This is a genomic window from Natrarchaeobius oligotrophus (assembly GCF_003841465.1).
Classification (GTDB): domain Archaea; phylum Halobacteriota; class Halobacteria; order Halobacteriales; family Natrialbaceae; genus Natrarchaeobius; species Natrarchaeobius oligotrophus.
Map to the genome: position 1 here is coordinate 48,541 of NZ_REFZ01000010.1, position 16,132 is coordinate 64,672.

Below are 16,132 nucleotides of genomic sequence, written 5' to 3' on the forward strand. Positions count from 1 at the left end.
TACTGATCGCGTCCCCGGTGTCCGTTCGCGTTCTGCTGGGCGCGATCACGCTCGGGTCGTCGACACTCGGCTGCAGCGGCCGATCAAAAGTGCGAGTCCTGTAATTTTCTGAGGTGGTACAGATCCGAGTCTTGCACTTCGACGTCTTCGTACCGGATCGGTTCGTCTTTCGACACGGACTGCTGGACAGTTGCCCCCTCGACGAGGCTAATCGGAACCATGTTTTCGTCCGCGACGACGTCCGCACGTTCGGTCAATCCGTACACCGTGTGGCCGCCGATCCCGTCGATCTCGTCTCCCGCGGAGAGGTCGCATTTTGCAACGGCAACCGTGTCGACCACCGGTTTCTGGGGGACGAGGCTCGCGTCTCCGCCGAGTCCGGCCCGAGCCGCGCTGAGAAGCGGTTCGATCGTCGGAATGTGATAGGAACGGTAGAACACGTAGTTCGGTCCGCTTCCGAGTTTGAGATACTCGAGGTCCTCCTGAATCGTATCGCTTTCGGTGGTTACGACGACGAACACGCCGGGTGCGACGTCGCCGCCCAGCGCGTAATCGACCACCCCCGACTGCGACAGTATCCCGCTCTCGCCGCCAGTGCTGAACACGTCGGCCAACGCTTCCACGCTCGACACCTCGGGACCGTGCATCCCGCGGGTATCGACGGTGAGTCCAGTCGCGTTCGCGACCATCGTCATCTCCAGCATCGAATTCGTTCCGTCCACGAACGCCGTGTAGATCTCCGGATTGAGGTCTTTCTCCCGTGCCTGCTCTGCGACCGAACTGGGGGTTGCGGTTCGGTCGAGCGGATTGTTTTTCCCTTTCCCCGCCGCCACGACGTCGAACCCGCAGCTTTTCACGAAGTTGTACAGTTCCATGATGGCGCCGGGTTCGTCTCCAGCTGCGCCGCAGTAGGTGACGCCCGCCTCCTTGGCGAGCAGACTCAGGTACGGTCCGACGACGGCGTCCGTTTCGTCGGTCAACATCACGACGTGCTTTCCGTTGGTAATCGAACGCAGGGCAGCTTTCGCACCGACCTGTGGAATCCCCGTCGCGCAGATGATGACGTCCAGCTTCTCGAGTTGCGGAAGCACGAATCCGTCGGTCGTCAACACCCGGTGACCGTCGGACAGCATTGCGTCGGCCTCGGGAACCGTCTCTGCGACTCCGACGTTGGTTTCGTCGTAGCCCATCGCCTGGACGGTTTCCCAGCTTCGATCCAGATCCACGTCGGCGATCGCGACGACTTCGATTCCGGTAAGACGTTCGGAGGTAATCGCGATCGATCGTCCCATCCGTCCGACGCCGATGATCCCGAGAGAGACAGAGTCGTCAGTCGATTCGAGTAACTCTAGTTCGCGATACAAGCTAGTTGTCGACATGCCCGGACCTATAGCGTATAGGTAATTAGCTTTTTCGTCTCCGTGAGAACGTCGCCGAGTCCGTTCCGGGTCCGATTTTGGCGTGGAGATTGGTTCTCACGCGGTTCACGGAGCACGATTTCTCTCATTCGTGATCTCCTATATCCGGCGATATATCCAGTGATGAATCACTTTCTCGTCTTCGATTCGATCGGCGTCTCTCCTGACGGTGCGTTGAGCATCACCTGCTACCGAGTTCGCTCAACCGGTGCATACTGTCTTTGAGTTGCGGATAGAGATCGCGGTAAACGTCGTAGTACTCGTCGTACAGCGCGGTCGACTCCGGATCGGGCTCGGTTCGCTCGTTTACCGTGATCGACTCGCGCAGCGGCTCCAAGTCGTCGAAGACGTCTGTACCGAGGCCCGCGAGGTACGCACCGCCGAGCGGAGAGCCGAGGGGGTCCGCCACGTACTCCTGTGTCACCCCCGTGATGTCGCTGACGATATCGCGCCAGAGTTCGCTCCGTGCACCACCGCCGATCGCGCGGACCCGATCGACCGGGACCCCCTCATCGCGCATCGCTTCCAGGTGATGTCTGAAGCCGTATCCGACGCCCTCGAGCGTCGCTCGATAGACGTGTTCTTTCGTGTGCGAAAGCGTTAACCCCGTGATCGTCCCCCGAGCGGAGTCGTCGGTGATCGGCGTTCGCTCCCCGCTGAAATACGGTAACAACACCAGTCCGTCGGAGCCAGGATCGATTTCCGCTGCTCGATCGTCGAGTAGCTCGTAGGCCGTGGCGCCGTTCGCACGCTGTTGCTCTTCGAACGCGAACTCGTCTCTGAACCACTTGAGAATGGCTCCGGACGTAGCCATTCCTCCTGCTGCCGTGTATTTTCCCTCGAGACAGTGCGGAAACGACCACAACCCTTCGGGTCGGCGCTCGTTTTCGAGCGTCGTGAAGATGACGCCGGTCGTCCCGTACATGAATATCGAGTCGCCGTCGTCGACGGCGCCGACGCTGACCAGCGAGGCGATCGCGTCCCCGGTTCCGACGACGACGGGCGTTCCCTCTGCAAGGCCGGTGGCAGACGCCGCTGATTCCGTCACGTGACCGGCGATCTCGGTCGACCACTGGGTCTCCGGTAACAGATCGTGCGGGATGCCGACCGCGTCGATCATCTCGTCGTCCCAGTCGAGCGCCGTCGGATCGTACAGCGGATGAAAGTAGCCCGCGATGGCGTTGTCCATCGTGTAGTTACCCGTCAGCCGAGACACCACGTATCCCGTGGCATCGAGGATCTTGTCCGTCCGTTCGAACAGCTCCGGTTCGTTTCGTTTGTACCAAAGGATCTTGGGACCGACCGACTGAAACGTCAGCTTGTTCCCGCAGACGTCGTATATTCGCTCCGCCCCGATCCGGTCGTTGAGGATCTCGATCTCTTCGGACGTCCTCGTATCGACGCCGTAGAGGATCGCCGGTCGCAGTGGCTCTCCTCGTCGATCGACGGGAAGCATCGCCGCGTGCAGCGCGCTGATCCCGATCCCCGCGATTTTTTCGGGCGGAACCCCGCTTCGATCGAGCAGTTCGGTAGCGAGTTCGACGACGTCGTCCCACCACATCTCGTCGGCGTCGTGTTCCACCCATCCCGGCTTCGGAACGAGCACGTCGTGTTCCGTCGAGGCGGACACCACCGTATTCACCTCCGAATCGACGATGACGCCGCTCGACCCGGACGTTCCGACGTCGATCCCCAGAAGATATTCCTCGTCCATCGTTGATTCCATCCGTTTCGATCCGCTCGTAATAACTATTTCGGAGCGTTCGATCCCGGTTAGTTCGAAAAATCGAACGCACACCCGGGAAAGTCATCGACGGAGTGAGACGGCTCGTTGCATCGCCGAACTGTCCACTCTTTCGTTCACACCGCTTTCACGTCCGCAACTTACGCCGCAACGCAGACCCGACCGTTCGACGTCTACGGTCACCTTCCCGGGTAGTACGTGATCTCCGACACTCGATTCGTTCGCCTTGACACTACTATTGTTATGTATGGATGAACGAGAATCTTGTAAGCTGTAAAATGGACCCTGCGAACCATCGACTCCTCGAGAGACGACGCTCACGCGACGGCCGAACCGGGACGATTCGTCGATCGGACCGAGATCGGGGACTCAAATCGGGTCACCGGTGCGGAATCGATGGATCTTCCGCCTTCGATCGGCGACTCGTTGCAGACGCACGACAGATCATTACAACCGTACTCTCGTAATACGTTACGAAACGAGTTCTGTCGTAGTGAACGACTAGTCTGTATGATGAAAGGCCGGCGAGACGGACGGGTTCGACGGTGAGAGCTGTCGGTGGGGACCTGCCGCTCGAACCGTACGGAGCGGCCGACCGCGTCGGAAAACGTCCTACGGCCACTGGATCACGTGCGTCCTGGCGTTCCTCGAGCCGAAGACGCCCGCGACTACGGGTCGTCGGATTCGACCGCTTCCGTCGATACGCCGGTGGTCCCGTCCCACTCGGTCCCGCATCGGCCATCGCGATAGCGCGGCTATAGATCGCTCATGTCCACGTACACCAGTCCTTCAGACTCGGCGTACCGTTTCGCGTCGTCCGGGTCGAGCGCCGTTCCCGTCTCGTCGTCCAGCATCTCGCAGACGACTGCGGCCGGCGGTCTGTTTGCGTTCTGCGCGAGTGCGACTGCAAACTCCGTGTGTCCCCTTCGGTCCGCCAGGAGCTCCGGTGCGGCCCGGAGAAGTTGGACGTGGCCGGGCGATCGGAACTGCTCGACGAAGGTTCCCAGGCACGGTTCGGCGGCGAGTGCACCGAGTTCGGATATCGTTACCGCCCGATCTCGATCGGTGATACCGGTGAACGTGTCCCGGTGGTTGACCGTCAGCGACGACGCCGACCGCGCGTCGTACTCCAGGGAGTCACTGGCGGCGACCGGATGGTCGATCGCCTCCCGCGCGAACGGCAACTCGAGCGTCGCGGTCACGGCATCGGACAACGCGACGCAGATCAGTCCGCCGGCGTCGTTTCGCATCCGCGCGACGTCCGCCGGTTGCACGACACAGGCGGGATACACCATGTCCACCTCGTTCTCTCGGTCGGCGCTGTCGTAGGCGAGAATCGGATCTCCGGCTTTGAACGCCGCGATGGCATCCGTGACACGGTCCGTTTCGATCCCGACTCGGTCAGCGTTCGTCATCGTGCCTCCTGTGGAAACGGCAGTCGTACGCTTCGCCCGATCGAATACCCACCGGGAACCGTCGGTTCGGCCAGTTGCTGATCACTCCGATATCTCCGGTCGATCGTCAGATAAGCATATCGAAACTGTTTCGCGTTCCACTATTGGGGGGGGTGGCGTAGAGCCGTTCGAACGACCTCCTCGAAATGACCCCCATCGATCTCAGCGTCGGAGCTGTGTCACGGTCACGGTCGATCTGGTTTGTCCCGCCGTGAGTGCGCTTTCCAAAGCGTCGATCACGGCCGCCGGATCGCTGTTTCCACCGGAACGCGCGAGGCTTCCGACCGACTGGCGATCGAAGGGAACCCCGAGTGCGTCGTAGATCTGGGAAAGCACGCGCGATATCTCGTCGTGATCGCTGACGACGACGATCCCCGAAACGAGCGCTGCACCGTCTCTCACACGCTGTGCGATCCCGACGAGCTTTCCGTTCGCGCGCAACGAGTGCGTACCCGGACAGAAAGAGTCGTTCGGCTCGCCCCGTCGCGTATCGACGCCGAGTTCGGTAAGTGCAACGCGCACGTCCGCGCGGACCGCCTCGTACCGCTCGCTGAGACCCGCTCGCGGATCACGGATCGGAACGCAGTGTGCGAACGCGACCGTCGTCCCGGTGTAGGCGACGGCTCGACCGCCGACCAGGCGTTCGACGGGCTCGTATCCGTTTTCTCTGGCTATCCGCCGAGCGTCCTCATAGCGGACCGCGTTCGAATCGCGCCGTCCGAACGCGACCTGGCGGTGCGGTTGCCAGACGCGGACGATCGTCTCCCGGGACTGTGCGGTGCGCTCGAGTAACCGTGTAGCCACGTCGGTATCCTCGTGAGGGGTCGCCGCGTGGCCGCGAACGACGTGCATGTTCCCGATTTACGGATCGCCTCCTCTTAGCGTTTCTCCGACGCGAGCGTCGTCGCCGCCGACGGTCACCTCGTCGTCCGCTCCGGCCGCGAAGAAATTCGATATCGCGATATAGAATATACAAATCGGAAGGCGGCTCGAGACTGCTCGAGCCGGTGGAAATCTGCACTATCGTCGTATGTGGATTCACACACGTAAAGAACCCTTTAACCAAGTGGATGCTCCGTCGCCGCCGCCGTCTCGCGACGGCGTGATCGACCGCTCGCGCGCCGACGGTTACGCCCGTCGCGATGGCGTCGTGTATCCGATACTGCTATATCGAATCGTCGCTCGAGAAGGGAACGGTGTTCCGTCAGTTTCGATCCGCTCAGGCCCTCCAGCTGGGAGTCGAATACCGTGTCGGCGGTCGTCGAACGAGCGGTTTACCGCGTCCGCGTTTCGCGAACCCGTTCGGGTACTTCGTCGATGTGGTCGATCGCGACCTTCAAAATCGCGTCGTGGAGCTCGCGCGTTTCCTCGTCGCGAATCCCCAACCGACGAAGGGACGGAACCACCCGAATACCCAGTTCGTCCTCGAGTTCGTCCCACGTCTCCCCGCGGGCGTACAGCGGCCGCTGGCGAACCTCGCTGTACTCGAATCCGGGACCGGCGTCCGCCGGCGAATCGGGCTCGGCCGAGGCCGGTTCGACCGATTGCGGCTGGTCGGGCTCCGTGTCGACACGCTCGCTCGCGGTCGCCTCGCCGTCGGTCGTCGATTCCGCGACCGTCTCGTCGCCCTCGAGGTCGTCGAACGGATTGTCGCTCATCGATCGATTCCTCCGTTTGCGACGATCCCTGCGAGCTCTCGATAGCAGGCGATCTGGTCGTTGTCGGGTGCGTAGTCCTGTAGCGGCTGGTCGTGTTGCAGCGATCGCGAGAGCGCCGACCGGTGTCGAATTCCCGGCTTCGGGGGGTCGATTTCTCCCGCGTCGATCGCGTCGAACTCGTTCGCGGTAATGCGAGCGAAGTCGGGGACGACCTCCTGAAGCGCCTGGCCGTCGTTGACCTCGTAGGTCGCCGTGTTGAGATTCTCGAGCAGCTCCCGGTCTTCGGTCTGCTGGTCGATCCGGTCCGACAGTTTGTTCGGGACGACCGAGAGAACGTCGACGTCGATGTACTCGCGCGCGGGCTCGATCAGGCGCTCCATCGTTCGCTTGTAGCCGCCGATCGCACTCGAGCCGGGCTCGAGCGGGATCAGCACGTTCCCCGTCGCGACCAGCGCGTTGTTGTTGAGCATCCCCGGATACGCCGGACAGTCGAAGACGATGTACCGGTACCGATCACCGAGCAGGGGGTCGACGATCTTCGATTTCACTCGCGCGGATCCCTGCATCGCTCCGGCTAGATCGTTCTCGACGTCCTCGAGCGTATCCGACGACGGAAGGAGGTCGAAGCCGTACTCGGTCGTCCGGATGAGATCCGTCGGCGTCGCGTCTCCATCAAGGATGACGTTTCGCAGATTGACGTCCCCCTGGTAGGCGTCCTCGAATCCGAGGCCGTTCGTCGCGTGTCCGTTCGGGTCGAGGTCGGCAAACAACGTTTCTCCCCGCTCGGCGAGCTGGCGCGCGAGGTTCATCGACGTCGTCGACTTTCCGACGCCGCCTTTCAGTATGACGACGCTTACGGCGCGTGGTTCGTTCGTGTCGGTCATGGTCGATTTCTTCGCCCACGTGCGATAGGGACCTATTATCGCTAGTAGGTCAGTTTCGGTGGACAGTCTCTACACGTGTCGTCCGTTACTTAACTGTACCGTAGCTCCGATGGGTATCTACTAAAGGTGCTCGAGCTACAGCCTGTGGTTCAGGTCACTTGCCTATAATAGGTGGCTCACCTACCTAAGGTAATCTACCTATTGAACTTGAACTACCTATTTCACCTGGTTTGTGGACCATGTTTACCCGAACAGCCGTCGATCAAACGAGCCAGACATATTTTTATGCGTTATTATCTCTCGGGATTACAATTTCTAGATTAAACGATATAGTAACGTTGCATTCCATTACCCTATTCTAGCTATTCCACTCTTTTTCGAATGATATTTGAACATTCAACGAGGTAAAGCGAGTTAAACTGTGGAAATGCGATTTCATTACAGCCAAGCTATATTCCACTATCCGAATACATGTTTAACATAGTGTTCCCGCGTCGAAACGGCCTATCCCGGATATGTAACAGCGAGAGTCAACTCGGGTCACACTGCGGTACCCACGTCCAGTGGCCGCCGTTCGTCCCGTTTGCCGACTCGGCGGACGCATCGTCGGATTCGGTCGATCGAAGACGGTACTCTAGCCCCGCTTCTTTCATCAGTCGACGACAGCTTGGAATGGAGTACTCCACGTCGTAGGCTTCCTCGAGATACGTCTGGACGAGCGACGGCGTCCACGACGCGGCGTCGTATCCGACTGCCGCCGGTCGTTCGCACAGCGTGTCCGCCAGCCGATCTCGCTGACGGTCGTCGAGTTTCCGGGGCCGTCCGGATCGTCGAGCGTCGGCCACCGCCTGCTCGAGTGACGTCGACTCGAGTCGCTTGAGCCAGCTGTAGATGGTTCGTCGTTCGACGCCGAACCAGTCGGCGAGTTCCGTCTGCGTCACGCCGTTTTTGTACGCGATCGCCGCCAGCAACCGTTGTGTCGGTTTTTTCCCGTCGACCTCCTCGAGTGTCCGTTGTAGTTCCTCGACGGAGATCTCGTCGAGATGGTCCATCGGAGACGTATACGTACAAAAAATAAAAAGAGTTACCGAATGCGACGGGCCACCGCGTAGTGAAATCGGTTGACCGTCGCGAATTCGCTTCACTGTCGTTTCTCCGCCTCGATTTCGTCCGTCTCGGTCCGGATTACTCCGTTTCGCCACTCGAACGAGCTCGCCGGTCGAACGTTCCGCTATCCGTTCAGCACCGTTGTCGGAGTGTTTCGACCTTCGAAAAAATACGAGCCAATGTCGAGAAAACAAGGTGTTTCTTGCGTACTTACTGCCGTGTATTACACTCGTACGGGTGTAATGGTTTGTGGTTCAGTAACAAAGTTTCGCCAGGAGAAACACCCGCAAACGGCTCCGTCGCACGGCACCGTTCCCGAGGACTACTCGAGGGAGTGCACTCCCTCCCCGGAATCGCTTGAATTCTTCGGTGAGCGCGAAAAACGAGTTTCGTCGCGACGTCCGATAGCAGTCGACGGTTTCCTCGTCGGCGTCCGTCTCGAACCGAATTGTTTCCCACACCGAAACACACGGGAGATTGCGATCAACCGAACGTATATGTAGTGTCCTGAATTTGTATTGTATCAAAATGGGAGACCGCACTGTGTACGACGAGCTAGGAGTTCCGCACGTCGTCAATGCGACTGGCACGAAAACCCGCATCGGCGGTAGTCGGATTCGCCCGGAGGCACTCGAGGCGATGGAACGCGCCGCGAACGAGTTCGTCAAACTCTCCGATCTGCAGGCGAGAGCCAGCCAACTCATCGCCGAGGTGGCCGGTTCGGAAGCGGGATACGTGACGAGCGGTGCCGACGCGGGATTGCTTCTCTCTGGTGCTGCTGCGATCGCTGGCGACGATCTCGAGACGATGGCTCAGCTGCCGGACACCGACGGCGTTCCCCACGAGATCGTCATGCCCCGGACCCACCGAACCGGCTACGACCACGCGTTCCGGGCCGCCGGCGCGACGATCGTCGACGTCGGCACCAACGACAGACACCTCGGCACCGGCGCAACGAACGTCGAACCCTGGGAGATCGACCGCGCGATCACCGACGAGACGGCCGCGGTCGGCTACGTCCAGAAACCCTACACCGAACCCCCCCTCGAGGTGGTCGCGGAGATCGCCCACGACCACGACGTCCCCGTCATCGTCGACGCCGCGGCGGAACTGCCGCCGGCGGAGAACCTCACTCGGTTCGTCGAGGAGGGGGCGGATCTGGTGGTCTTCAGCGGCGGAAAGGCGATCCGGGGGCCCCAGACGACGGGCGTCGTCGCCGGTCGCCGGGATCTCGTTCGATCCATCGCACTACAGAATCTCGATATGCACGCCGCACACGACGTCTGGCGGCTACCGGAGGAGCTGGTCGACCCCGACGAGATCGACGGCGTCCCGCGTCAGGGGATCGGCCGCTCGCTCAAGGTCGGAAAAGAGGAACTCGCCGGCATCATCGTCGCCCTCGAGTCCTTCCTCGAGGAGGATTACGACGCGATCCGAGAGGAGTGGCGACGCGACGCCGAGCACATCGTGGAGGCGATCGACCCCATCCAGGGCGTCGACGCGACCCTCGACGGGAGCGACGTCTCGGTCGCCTCTGAGATCGTCGTTCGCGTCGACCCGAACGTCGCAGCCCGTTCGGCGACGGAACTGGTCGGCGCGCTCCGATCGGAGATCCCGCGGGTGTTCGTCGGCGCGGATCGACTCGACGACGACGTCGTCACGATCAACCCGATGTGTCTCGAGGACGGCGATCGAGAGTACGTCGTCGACCGGATCGAGTCGTATCTGACCCAGCGGTGATCGCGGGCCGGCTTCCGGTGAGTACAGCGATACCGTCGGGCCTCCCAGCGGTTCCAACCGTGAAAACGAGGTGATTGCCTACTTTTCGCCGAACTCGAACGACTGTTCTTGGCTTTCGTCATCCCGACCCGCGTCGGTCGCGTCGTCTTCGTCGTGGGTCGTCGAGCCGGCTCGTTCGCCGTCCGCGTCCGCTGTCCGCTCGCCGTCCGTCTCGTCGCCGTCCGTCTCGGATTCGGCGTCGGAGCCAGCCGTCGTCTCGGACGCGCTTCCGTCGTCGAACGTAATCGCGCCGGTGTCGGCGTTCGCAGTCGGACCGACGCCGTCCACCTCGCCGGCGTCGGCGTCGGTGTCGAACCGGTCGAGCGCCTCTGAGAGGTGAACCGCCTGCGTCGAGAGGTCTGACGCCGACTGAGACACCTCGTTCATCGCTGACGTCTGCTCTTCGGCGGCGGCGGCGACGGACTCCGCCTCCGCGGTCGTCTCTTCGCTGATCGTCGCGGCCTCGTCGACGATCGAGACGACCTCCTGTGTGGTCGCGGCCTGCTGTTCGGTCGCGGCCGAAATCTCCTGGACGCCGTCGTTCGTCTCGCGAGCGAACTCCGCGATAGCCTCGAGGGCGTCGACGGCTTCCTGGACGCGAGCGCCCGCTTGATCGACCGCCTCGCTGGTTTGCTCGACCTCGGCGGCCGAGCGCTCGGTCTGTTCGCGGATGGCCTCGAGTCGGAGCTCGACTTCCTGTGCCGCGCGCTTGGCGTCGTCGGAGAGTTCCTTGAACTCCTCGGCGACGGCGCCGAAGCCGCCGTCTTCCTCGTTGGTGACCGAGCGGGACGCTTCGATGTTGGCGTTGAGCGCCAGCATGTTCGTCTGCTTGGAGACCTCCTTGATCCGGTCGATCAACTCGTCGATTTGCTGGACTTCGTCCTCGAGCTGGCGGATCTCGGCGACGGTGTCGGCGACGTCGGCTTCAATCTCGTCCATCCCCTCGATCGCGTCGGTCGCGGCCTCCTGACCGTCTCGGCCGGTGTCGGCAGTCCGCGCCGCGACGTCCGCGACCTGATTCGAGGAGGCGGCGATCTGTTGGGTCGTCGTCGAGAGCTGTTCGATCTCCCGATTCGCCGTCTGCAGGGAGTCGTGTTGCTGTTCAGCTCCGGTCGAAATCTCCTGAGTCGCCTCCGCGACCTGCTCCGACGCCGATCGGACCTCCTCGCTCGAGGCGGTCACCTGTTCGGACGCGGTCGCGACGTCGCTCGCGAACGCGTTGAGCCGGTCGACGGTCGCTTCGATCTCCGCGATCATCTCGTTGAACGCCTCGGCGATCGAGATCATCGCCTCGTTGTCGGTCGTCGGCTCCATCCGACTCGTCAGATCGCCGTCGGCGGTCGACTGCATCACCGCGCTGTACTGGGTCGCCGTCTCCTCGAGCTCCTCGTTCATTCGCGCGACGCGTTCGCGCTCGCGTTCGGCCTCGTCTCGAGCGGACTCCGTCTCGCGCATCTGCTCGCGCAGGGAAGTACGCATGTCGTCGAAGGCGTCGTAGAACCGGCCGATCTCGTCGGTTCGAGAGGCCGTCAGATCGACGCCGAGGTCGCCCTCGCCCATCCTGGTCGCTTTGGTCTGAAGTCGCTCGAGCGGCGTCACCGTCTGTCGCCCGAGAACGACGCCGATGAACGCGAGCGCGACGAGCGCCGAAACGACGATCGACAGCACGTTCCAGCCGACGGTTTCCTGGACGGCGAACGCCTGCGACTCCGGAACGCTCGTCACGGCGACCCAGTCGGTGCGATCGACGCGCTGGTACGCACGAACGGGATCGCCCTCGACGAACTGCCCGTCGCCGCTTTCGGCGACCGCCGCGACCACGTCCCGATCGAAATCGCCGGTCTCGTCCGCGTCGGCCAGCAACACGGGGTCGCCCTCCTCGTTGACGAACGACGTCCACTGGACACCGTCGTCGATCCGCTGGCTGCGGAGTTCGAGCGAGGCGTCGAGGACGACGATCCGGTCGGAGCCCGACACGTCGGCGGCGAACCCGACGACGTGGGTCTGTCCGCCGCCGGGGTCTTGGTAGGACTGATCCGACACCCAGACGTCGTCCCGTCCGCCGAACTCTTCGTCGATGTCCGCGCGCGCCCACGGATACTCGAGTTCGTCGAACGGCGTCTCGCTCTCGAGGGTCGTGCTGGCGACGACGACCTCCGATTCGGGATCGATAACGTGGATGCCGCTTCTGTCCAGCGACGTCCGTCTCGGCTCGATCGCGTTTTCGATCGTCGACTGCTCTTCGGCTCGGACGCCCTCGTACTCGCTGACCATCCGCGCTTCGAACGCGCGGACCTGTACCCACTCGTTCATCGCGTCCGCCTGCTGGTCGGCCGAAGATTCGAGCGACTCGCGGGTGTCTTCCTCGAGCGTTTCGTTTACCTGTACGTATCCGATCGCTCCGGCCGTCCCGATCGCGAGAAGGACGATCAGGACGGAGACGGCGAACTTCGCCGCGAGCCGACGTCTGACGAACGACGGAATCAGGCGAGATAACGCGTTCCCTATCATATCTTATTTTTGGTAGCTGTCCTCTGGAACGTACAAGGAAGGTAACGGTATATATGTGTGTTGGCCGAACTGGACCCGAACGCCTGTGCCGTCCCGAACGCTCGTCTTCGGCCCGCGATCGTCCCGGGCGGCCGTGCGTCGACGCGTACCTTTATACAGGCGGGGTGGCATCTCCCGGTATGAACCGGTCATCGAGCGCGGGCGAACGAGGTGATCGAGGGCGATGAGTTACCGGGACCGCTTCTGGAACGTCGTCTGTACGTACCGTTCGGTGCTCGTGATGGTTCTCGCCGTTCTCTTCGTTCTCGCCCTGTTGAACCTTTTCGCGTTCGTCCAGCTCGACCGGTCGGCGGAAACGTTTCCGATCGTCCTGCTCAATTTCGCAATCCTGGGTTCGCTGCTTGCACTGACGGGGATCACGCTGTGGGGCTGTAAGCGACATCTGGCGTGAGACGAATCGCCGTGCTGACTCACCGGTGGGCCGGGATACGTCTTCAGAGGGTGTCTCGTGGGAGTGCAGAGGTTCCCAGTAGCGAACCGAGACGCGGTGTCGAGGGACGGACTTCGAACCCTCCAACCGGCTACGATACTCACTATCAGTTGCATCGGTCCTGACGAACGACAGTCCACACGAGACGAACAAAGTATATGGGGGTTCCGTCGATGGTGACACGTAATGAGCACCGATCTCGAGTCCAGATCGCGCGAACTCCTCGAACGAGCGCGCACCGAGCCGGATCGCGTCGACGTCTCGGCGATCGAACCGCTGCTCGAGGCCGACGACGGTCACGTTCGCCACGACGCGTTGCGAGCGGCGACGCTGATCGCCGACGACGAACCCGATCGACTGCGGCCGATCGCCGGTGTGATCCGTGCACGGGTCGACGACCCGTATCCCGTGGCTTCGAGTACCGCGATGATGGCCCTCTCGCTGCTCGGCGAGTCCCATCCGGACGCGGTTCGACCGGTCGCCCCGACGATCGTCGATCACCTCGACGATCCGTCACCAGGCTACCGATTCAGGGCAGCGTCCGCGCTCGTTCCGCTCGCGGAGCCGTATCCCGAGTTCTTCGTCGAGCGCGCGGACGTACTCGTCGACCGCCTCGTTGCGGAACCGGTCGTCACGCCGATTCGAACCGAGGCGGTTCGCGAAGAGAACCTTTCCCCGGACCGGATCAAAACGAGAGAGAAGGCGCGCGAAGCGGACAGGGGCCGATCGATCGCGTGCCGCGAGATCCTCGCGCACCTCCTCGTTCACGTCGCGAACGTTCGGCCCGACGCGCTCGCCGACCGACTCGAGGAGATCGCTGACGAACTCGAGGCGGCCGAGCCGTCGGTTCGGGAGGCGCTCGTCGACGTGTTCGGACACGTCGCGGAGGCCGACCTCTCGACCGTCGAGTTGCCGATCGATCGGACCGTCGCGCTGCTCGAGGACGACGACCCCACGGTTCGCGCTCGAGCGATCCGGACGCTCGGGTTCGCCGGAGCGGCCGACGCAGTCGATTCGCTGCGAGCGGTGGCCGAGAGCGACGACGACGAGGCCGTCGCGGAGTTCGCACGTGAAACTGCCGACTGGCTCGCGGAGACCGAGTGACTCGGATCGCGACGGGTTCGCCGGTCTCGCTGTCTGAACCGCTACGTCTCGTCCTGTCGAATAACAAATGGGAAATTTTATATAATGACAAATCAACCAGGGAGGTGTATGGTTGACAGCCAATCGCATGGAGGCTACAGTGAGATAGTCTCCCGACGGAAGTTCGTCGAACTTACCGGAATCGCGGGAGCTGCGGCTCTCGCGGGGTGTTCCGGTGGGGAGACGGACGACAACGGAAACGGTGCTGGGAACGGGAACGGAAACGGGATGGGGTCGCGGGAAGACGCGCCGGACTTCTCCGAGGCTCGTCTCAGGACCGCGAACTCGTTTTTCGATCCGGAAGACATTCAGTACAACAACCACCTGTGGGACGGGACGACCCACATCAACAACTCGCTGTTTCCGGAGCTTGCGAAGTGGAACTACATTACACAGGAGTGGACGCCGCATGCGGCCGTCGACTGGGATGCGGGCCCCGAGACGTTCACCGTCGAGCTCCGGGACGATCTCGTCTGGAGCGACGGCGAACCGATCACGGCCGACGACCTCGAGGATCGTCTCCGTATCGGCGAGGAGATGGGCGAGGAGCTACACGATTTCATCGACGACTACGAGGCGGTCGACGATACGACCCTCGAAGTGCGGTACTCCGAGGGAACGAACCCGTTCATCGTCGAACAGTCGCTGTTGCACCACCACATCGACACTCCCCGGCAGATGTGGGGGGAGTTCGTCGACATGGACGATCCCGACATCGGGAACATCCAGTCGTTCACTCCCAGGGGTCTGGGCGGGGACGACGACGTCGACGACGTGATCGCCGGCGGGACGGTCGTCCAGGACGAACGCGGGGCTCAGAACATCTCCTACCGCGTGCGCCACTCCGGCGTCGAGATCGACGGACGGGAGATCGAGCCCCACCCCGACGCCGACGAGAACATCAACTTCGCCGGCTACGAGATGGGATACCGCTCGGGCAACACCGAGTATCACCAGAGCATGATGTCGGGGGAACTCGACGCGATGCACAGCGTCTTCGTCCCACCGGAGACCGTCGACCAGTTCGAACACTGGCACATGATCCCGACGCCGATGGGATTCGGACCGGGGCTCATCTTCAACCACGACGACCCACACTGGGGCCAGCGCGAGGTTCGCCAGGCCGTCGCCCACGTCGTCGATCGACAGCGAGCCGTCGACGCCGTCGGGGACACGACGCAGGCTCACATCGAAACCCCGTCGGGAATCTCGACGTCGCTCGTCGACGAGTGGATCGACGCGAACGAACTCGACACCTACACCGGCGGCGAGGACGTCGCGGCGGACTTGCTACAGGACGCCGGCTACGAGCGCAACGACGACGACGTCTGGGAACTCGACGGTGAGCCGCTCGAGGCGGACATCCTCGCGCCGGCGGGCTGGACCGACTGGATCACGGCGGCGGACTCCGCGGTCGACGATCTCACCGGCTTCGGTATCGACGTCTCGCTCTCGCCGACGCCGCGTCCGGAGGTCACGGGCGAACGGCTGCCGGCCGGCGACTTCGAGATCGTCGTCGAGGGCTGGATTCCGGGCGGCATGAACGGCTTCTGGCCGTACTTCTCGCTCGACCACGTCTTCCGAAACACGGACTTCGCGGAACCCGAAAATCGGCCCTGGAACAACCTGCCACAGGAGATCGACGGAATCGACACCCACGAACGCCTCGACGCGTTCGCCGCCACCCAGGACGAAGACGAGATGCGCGAGATCGCACAGGAACTCGCCGAACTGTACAACGAGGTCCTTCCGGCCGTTCCGCTCACCGAGGGACTGGAACAGTCGTTCCTTTCCACCGACGGCTGGGGCTTCTCGACCGACGAGGGGGACGTTCACAACCAGTGGCCGCTTCACTGGCTACCCAAACAGGGCAACCTCTGGGCAACCGAGTAACGGAGACGAACGCACAGATAGCGCACATATGTCGATTTCCGATTATCATTT

11 protein-coding genes and 1 pseudogene are annotated in these 16,132 nt (G+C 62.4%); 4 read left to right on the forward strand and 8 right to left on the reverse strand.

The features are described 5' to 3' along the window. Positions 1–83: 83 nt before the first annotated feature. From EA472_RS14610 to EA472_RS14640, 7 genes and pseudogenes are all read right to left on the reverse strand, one after another. A complete protein-coding gene (locus tag EA472_RS14610; protein WP_124192259.1) occupies positions 84–1,379 on the reverse strand; it encodes an NAD(P)H-dependent oxidoreductase in 1,296 nt (431 codons plus the stop codon). 220 nt (positions 1,380–1,599) lie between these two features. Further along, on the reverse strand, positions 1,600–3,132 hold the full coding sequence (locus tag EA472_RS14615; RefSeq protein WP_165874905.1) for an FGGY-family carbohydrate kinase: 1,533 nt from the start codon (positions 3,130–3,132) through the stop codon (positions 1,600–1,602). Between the two features lie 785 nt (positions 3,133–3,917). After that, positions 3,918–4,577: a 3,4-dihydroxy-2-butanone-4-phosphate synthase gene (gene ribB, locus EA472_RS14620; RefSeq protein ID WP_124192261.1), complete on the reverse strand. Its 660-nt coding sequence runs from the start codon at positions 4,575–4,577 to the stop codon at positions 3,918–3,920. Between the two features lie 201 nt (positions 4,578–4,778). Beyond that, a complete protein-coding gene (locus EA472_RS14625) occupies positions 4,779–5,468 on the reverse strand; it encodes a lipoate--protein ligase family protein (protein WP_124192262.1) in 690 nt (229 codons plus the stop codon). A gap of 422 nt (positions 5,469–5,890) precedes the next feature. After that, positions 5,891–6,274 carry a hypothetical protein gene (locus tag EA472_RS14630; RefSeq protein ID WP_124192263.1) on the reverse strand — a complete coding sequence of 128 codons (384 nt, stop codon included), beginning with the start codon at positions 6,272–6,274 and terminating at the stop codon, positions 5,891–5,893. Continuing rightward, positions 6,271–7,158: a ParA family protein gene (locus EA472_RS14635; RefSeq protein ID WP_124192264.1), complete on the reverse strand. Its 888-nt coding sequence runs from the start codon at positions 7,156–7,158 to the stop codon at positions 6,271–6,273. The genes EA472_RS14630 and EA472_RS14635 overlap by 4 nt, the downstream gene beginning before the upstream one ends. Before the next feature lie 590 nt (positions 7,159–7,748). Beyond that, positions 7,749–8,210: pseudogene (locus EA472_RS14640) on the reverse strand (helix-turn-helix domain-containing protein); the annotation flags it as partial. 583 nt (positions 8,211–8,793) lie between these two features. Here EA472_RS14640 and EA472_RS14645 point away from each other — a divergent pair. Next, positions 8,794–10,005, forward strand: coding sequence for an aminotransferase class V-fold PLP-dependent enzyme (locus tag EA472_RS14645; RefSeq protein ID WP_124192265.1), 1,212 nt, complete (start codon positions 8,794–8,796; stop codon positions 10,003–10,005). A gap of 78 nt (positions 10,006–10,083) precedes the next feature. On the opposite strand, the gene EA472_RS14650 is transcribed toward EA472_RS14645, so the two are convergent. Then, entirely contained in the window at positions 10,084–12,555 is a 2,472-nt protein-coding gene (locus EA472_RS14650) for a methyl-accepting chemotaxis protein (protein WP_124192266.1), read from the reverse strand. A 223-nt stretch (positions 12,556–12,778) separates the two neighbouring features. Between EA472_RS14650 and EA472_RS14655 the strand changes: the two genes are divergently transcribed. The 3 genes from EA472_RS14655 (at position 12,779) to EA472_RS14665 (ending at position 16,081) form a co-directional block, all read left to right on the forward strand. After that, positions 12,779–13,006, forward strand: a complete 228-nt coding sequence (locus EA472_RS14655) for a hypothetical protein (RefSeq protein ID WP_124192267.1) — start codon at positions 12,779–12,781, stop codon at positions 13,004–13,006. Positions 13,007–13,231: 225 nt separating this feature from the next. Further along, positions 13,232–14,149 (forward strand): HEAT repeat domain-containing protein, encoded by a 918-nt coding sequence (locus tag EA472_RS14660; protein ID WP_124192268.1) that lies wholly within the window; start codon positions 13,232–13,234, stop codon positions 14,147–14,149. A 108-nt stretch (positions 14,150–14,257) separates the two neighbouring features. Beyond that, positions 14,258–16,081: an ABC transporter substrate-binding protein gene (locus EA472_RS14665; protein WP_165874906.1), complete on the forward strand. Its 1,824-nt coding sequence runs from the start codon at positions 14,258–14,260 to the stop codon at positions 16,079–16,081. The last annotated feature ends 51 nt before the right edge of the window (positions 16,082–16,132 follow it).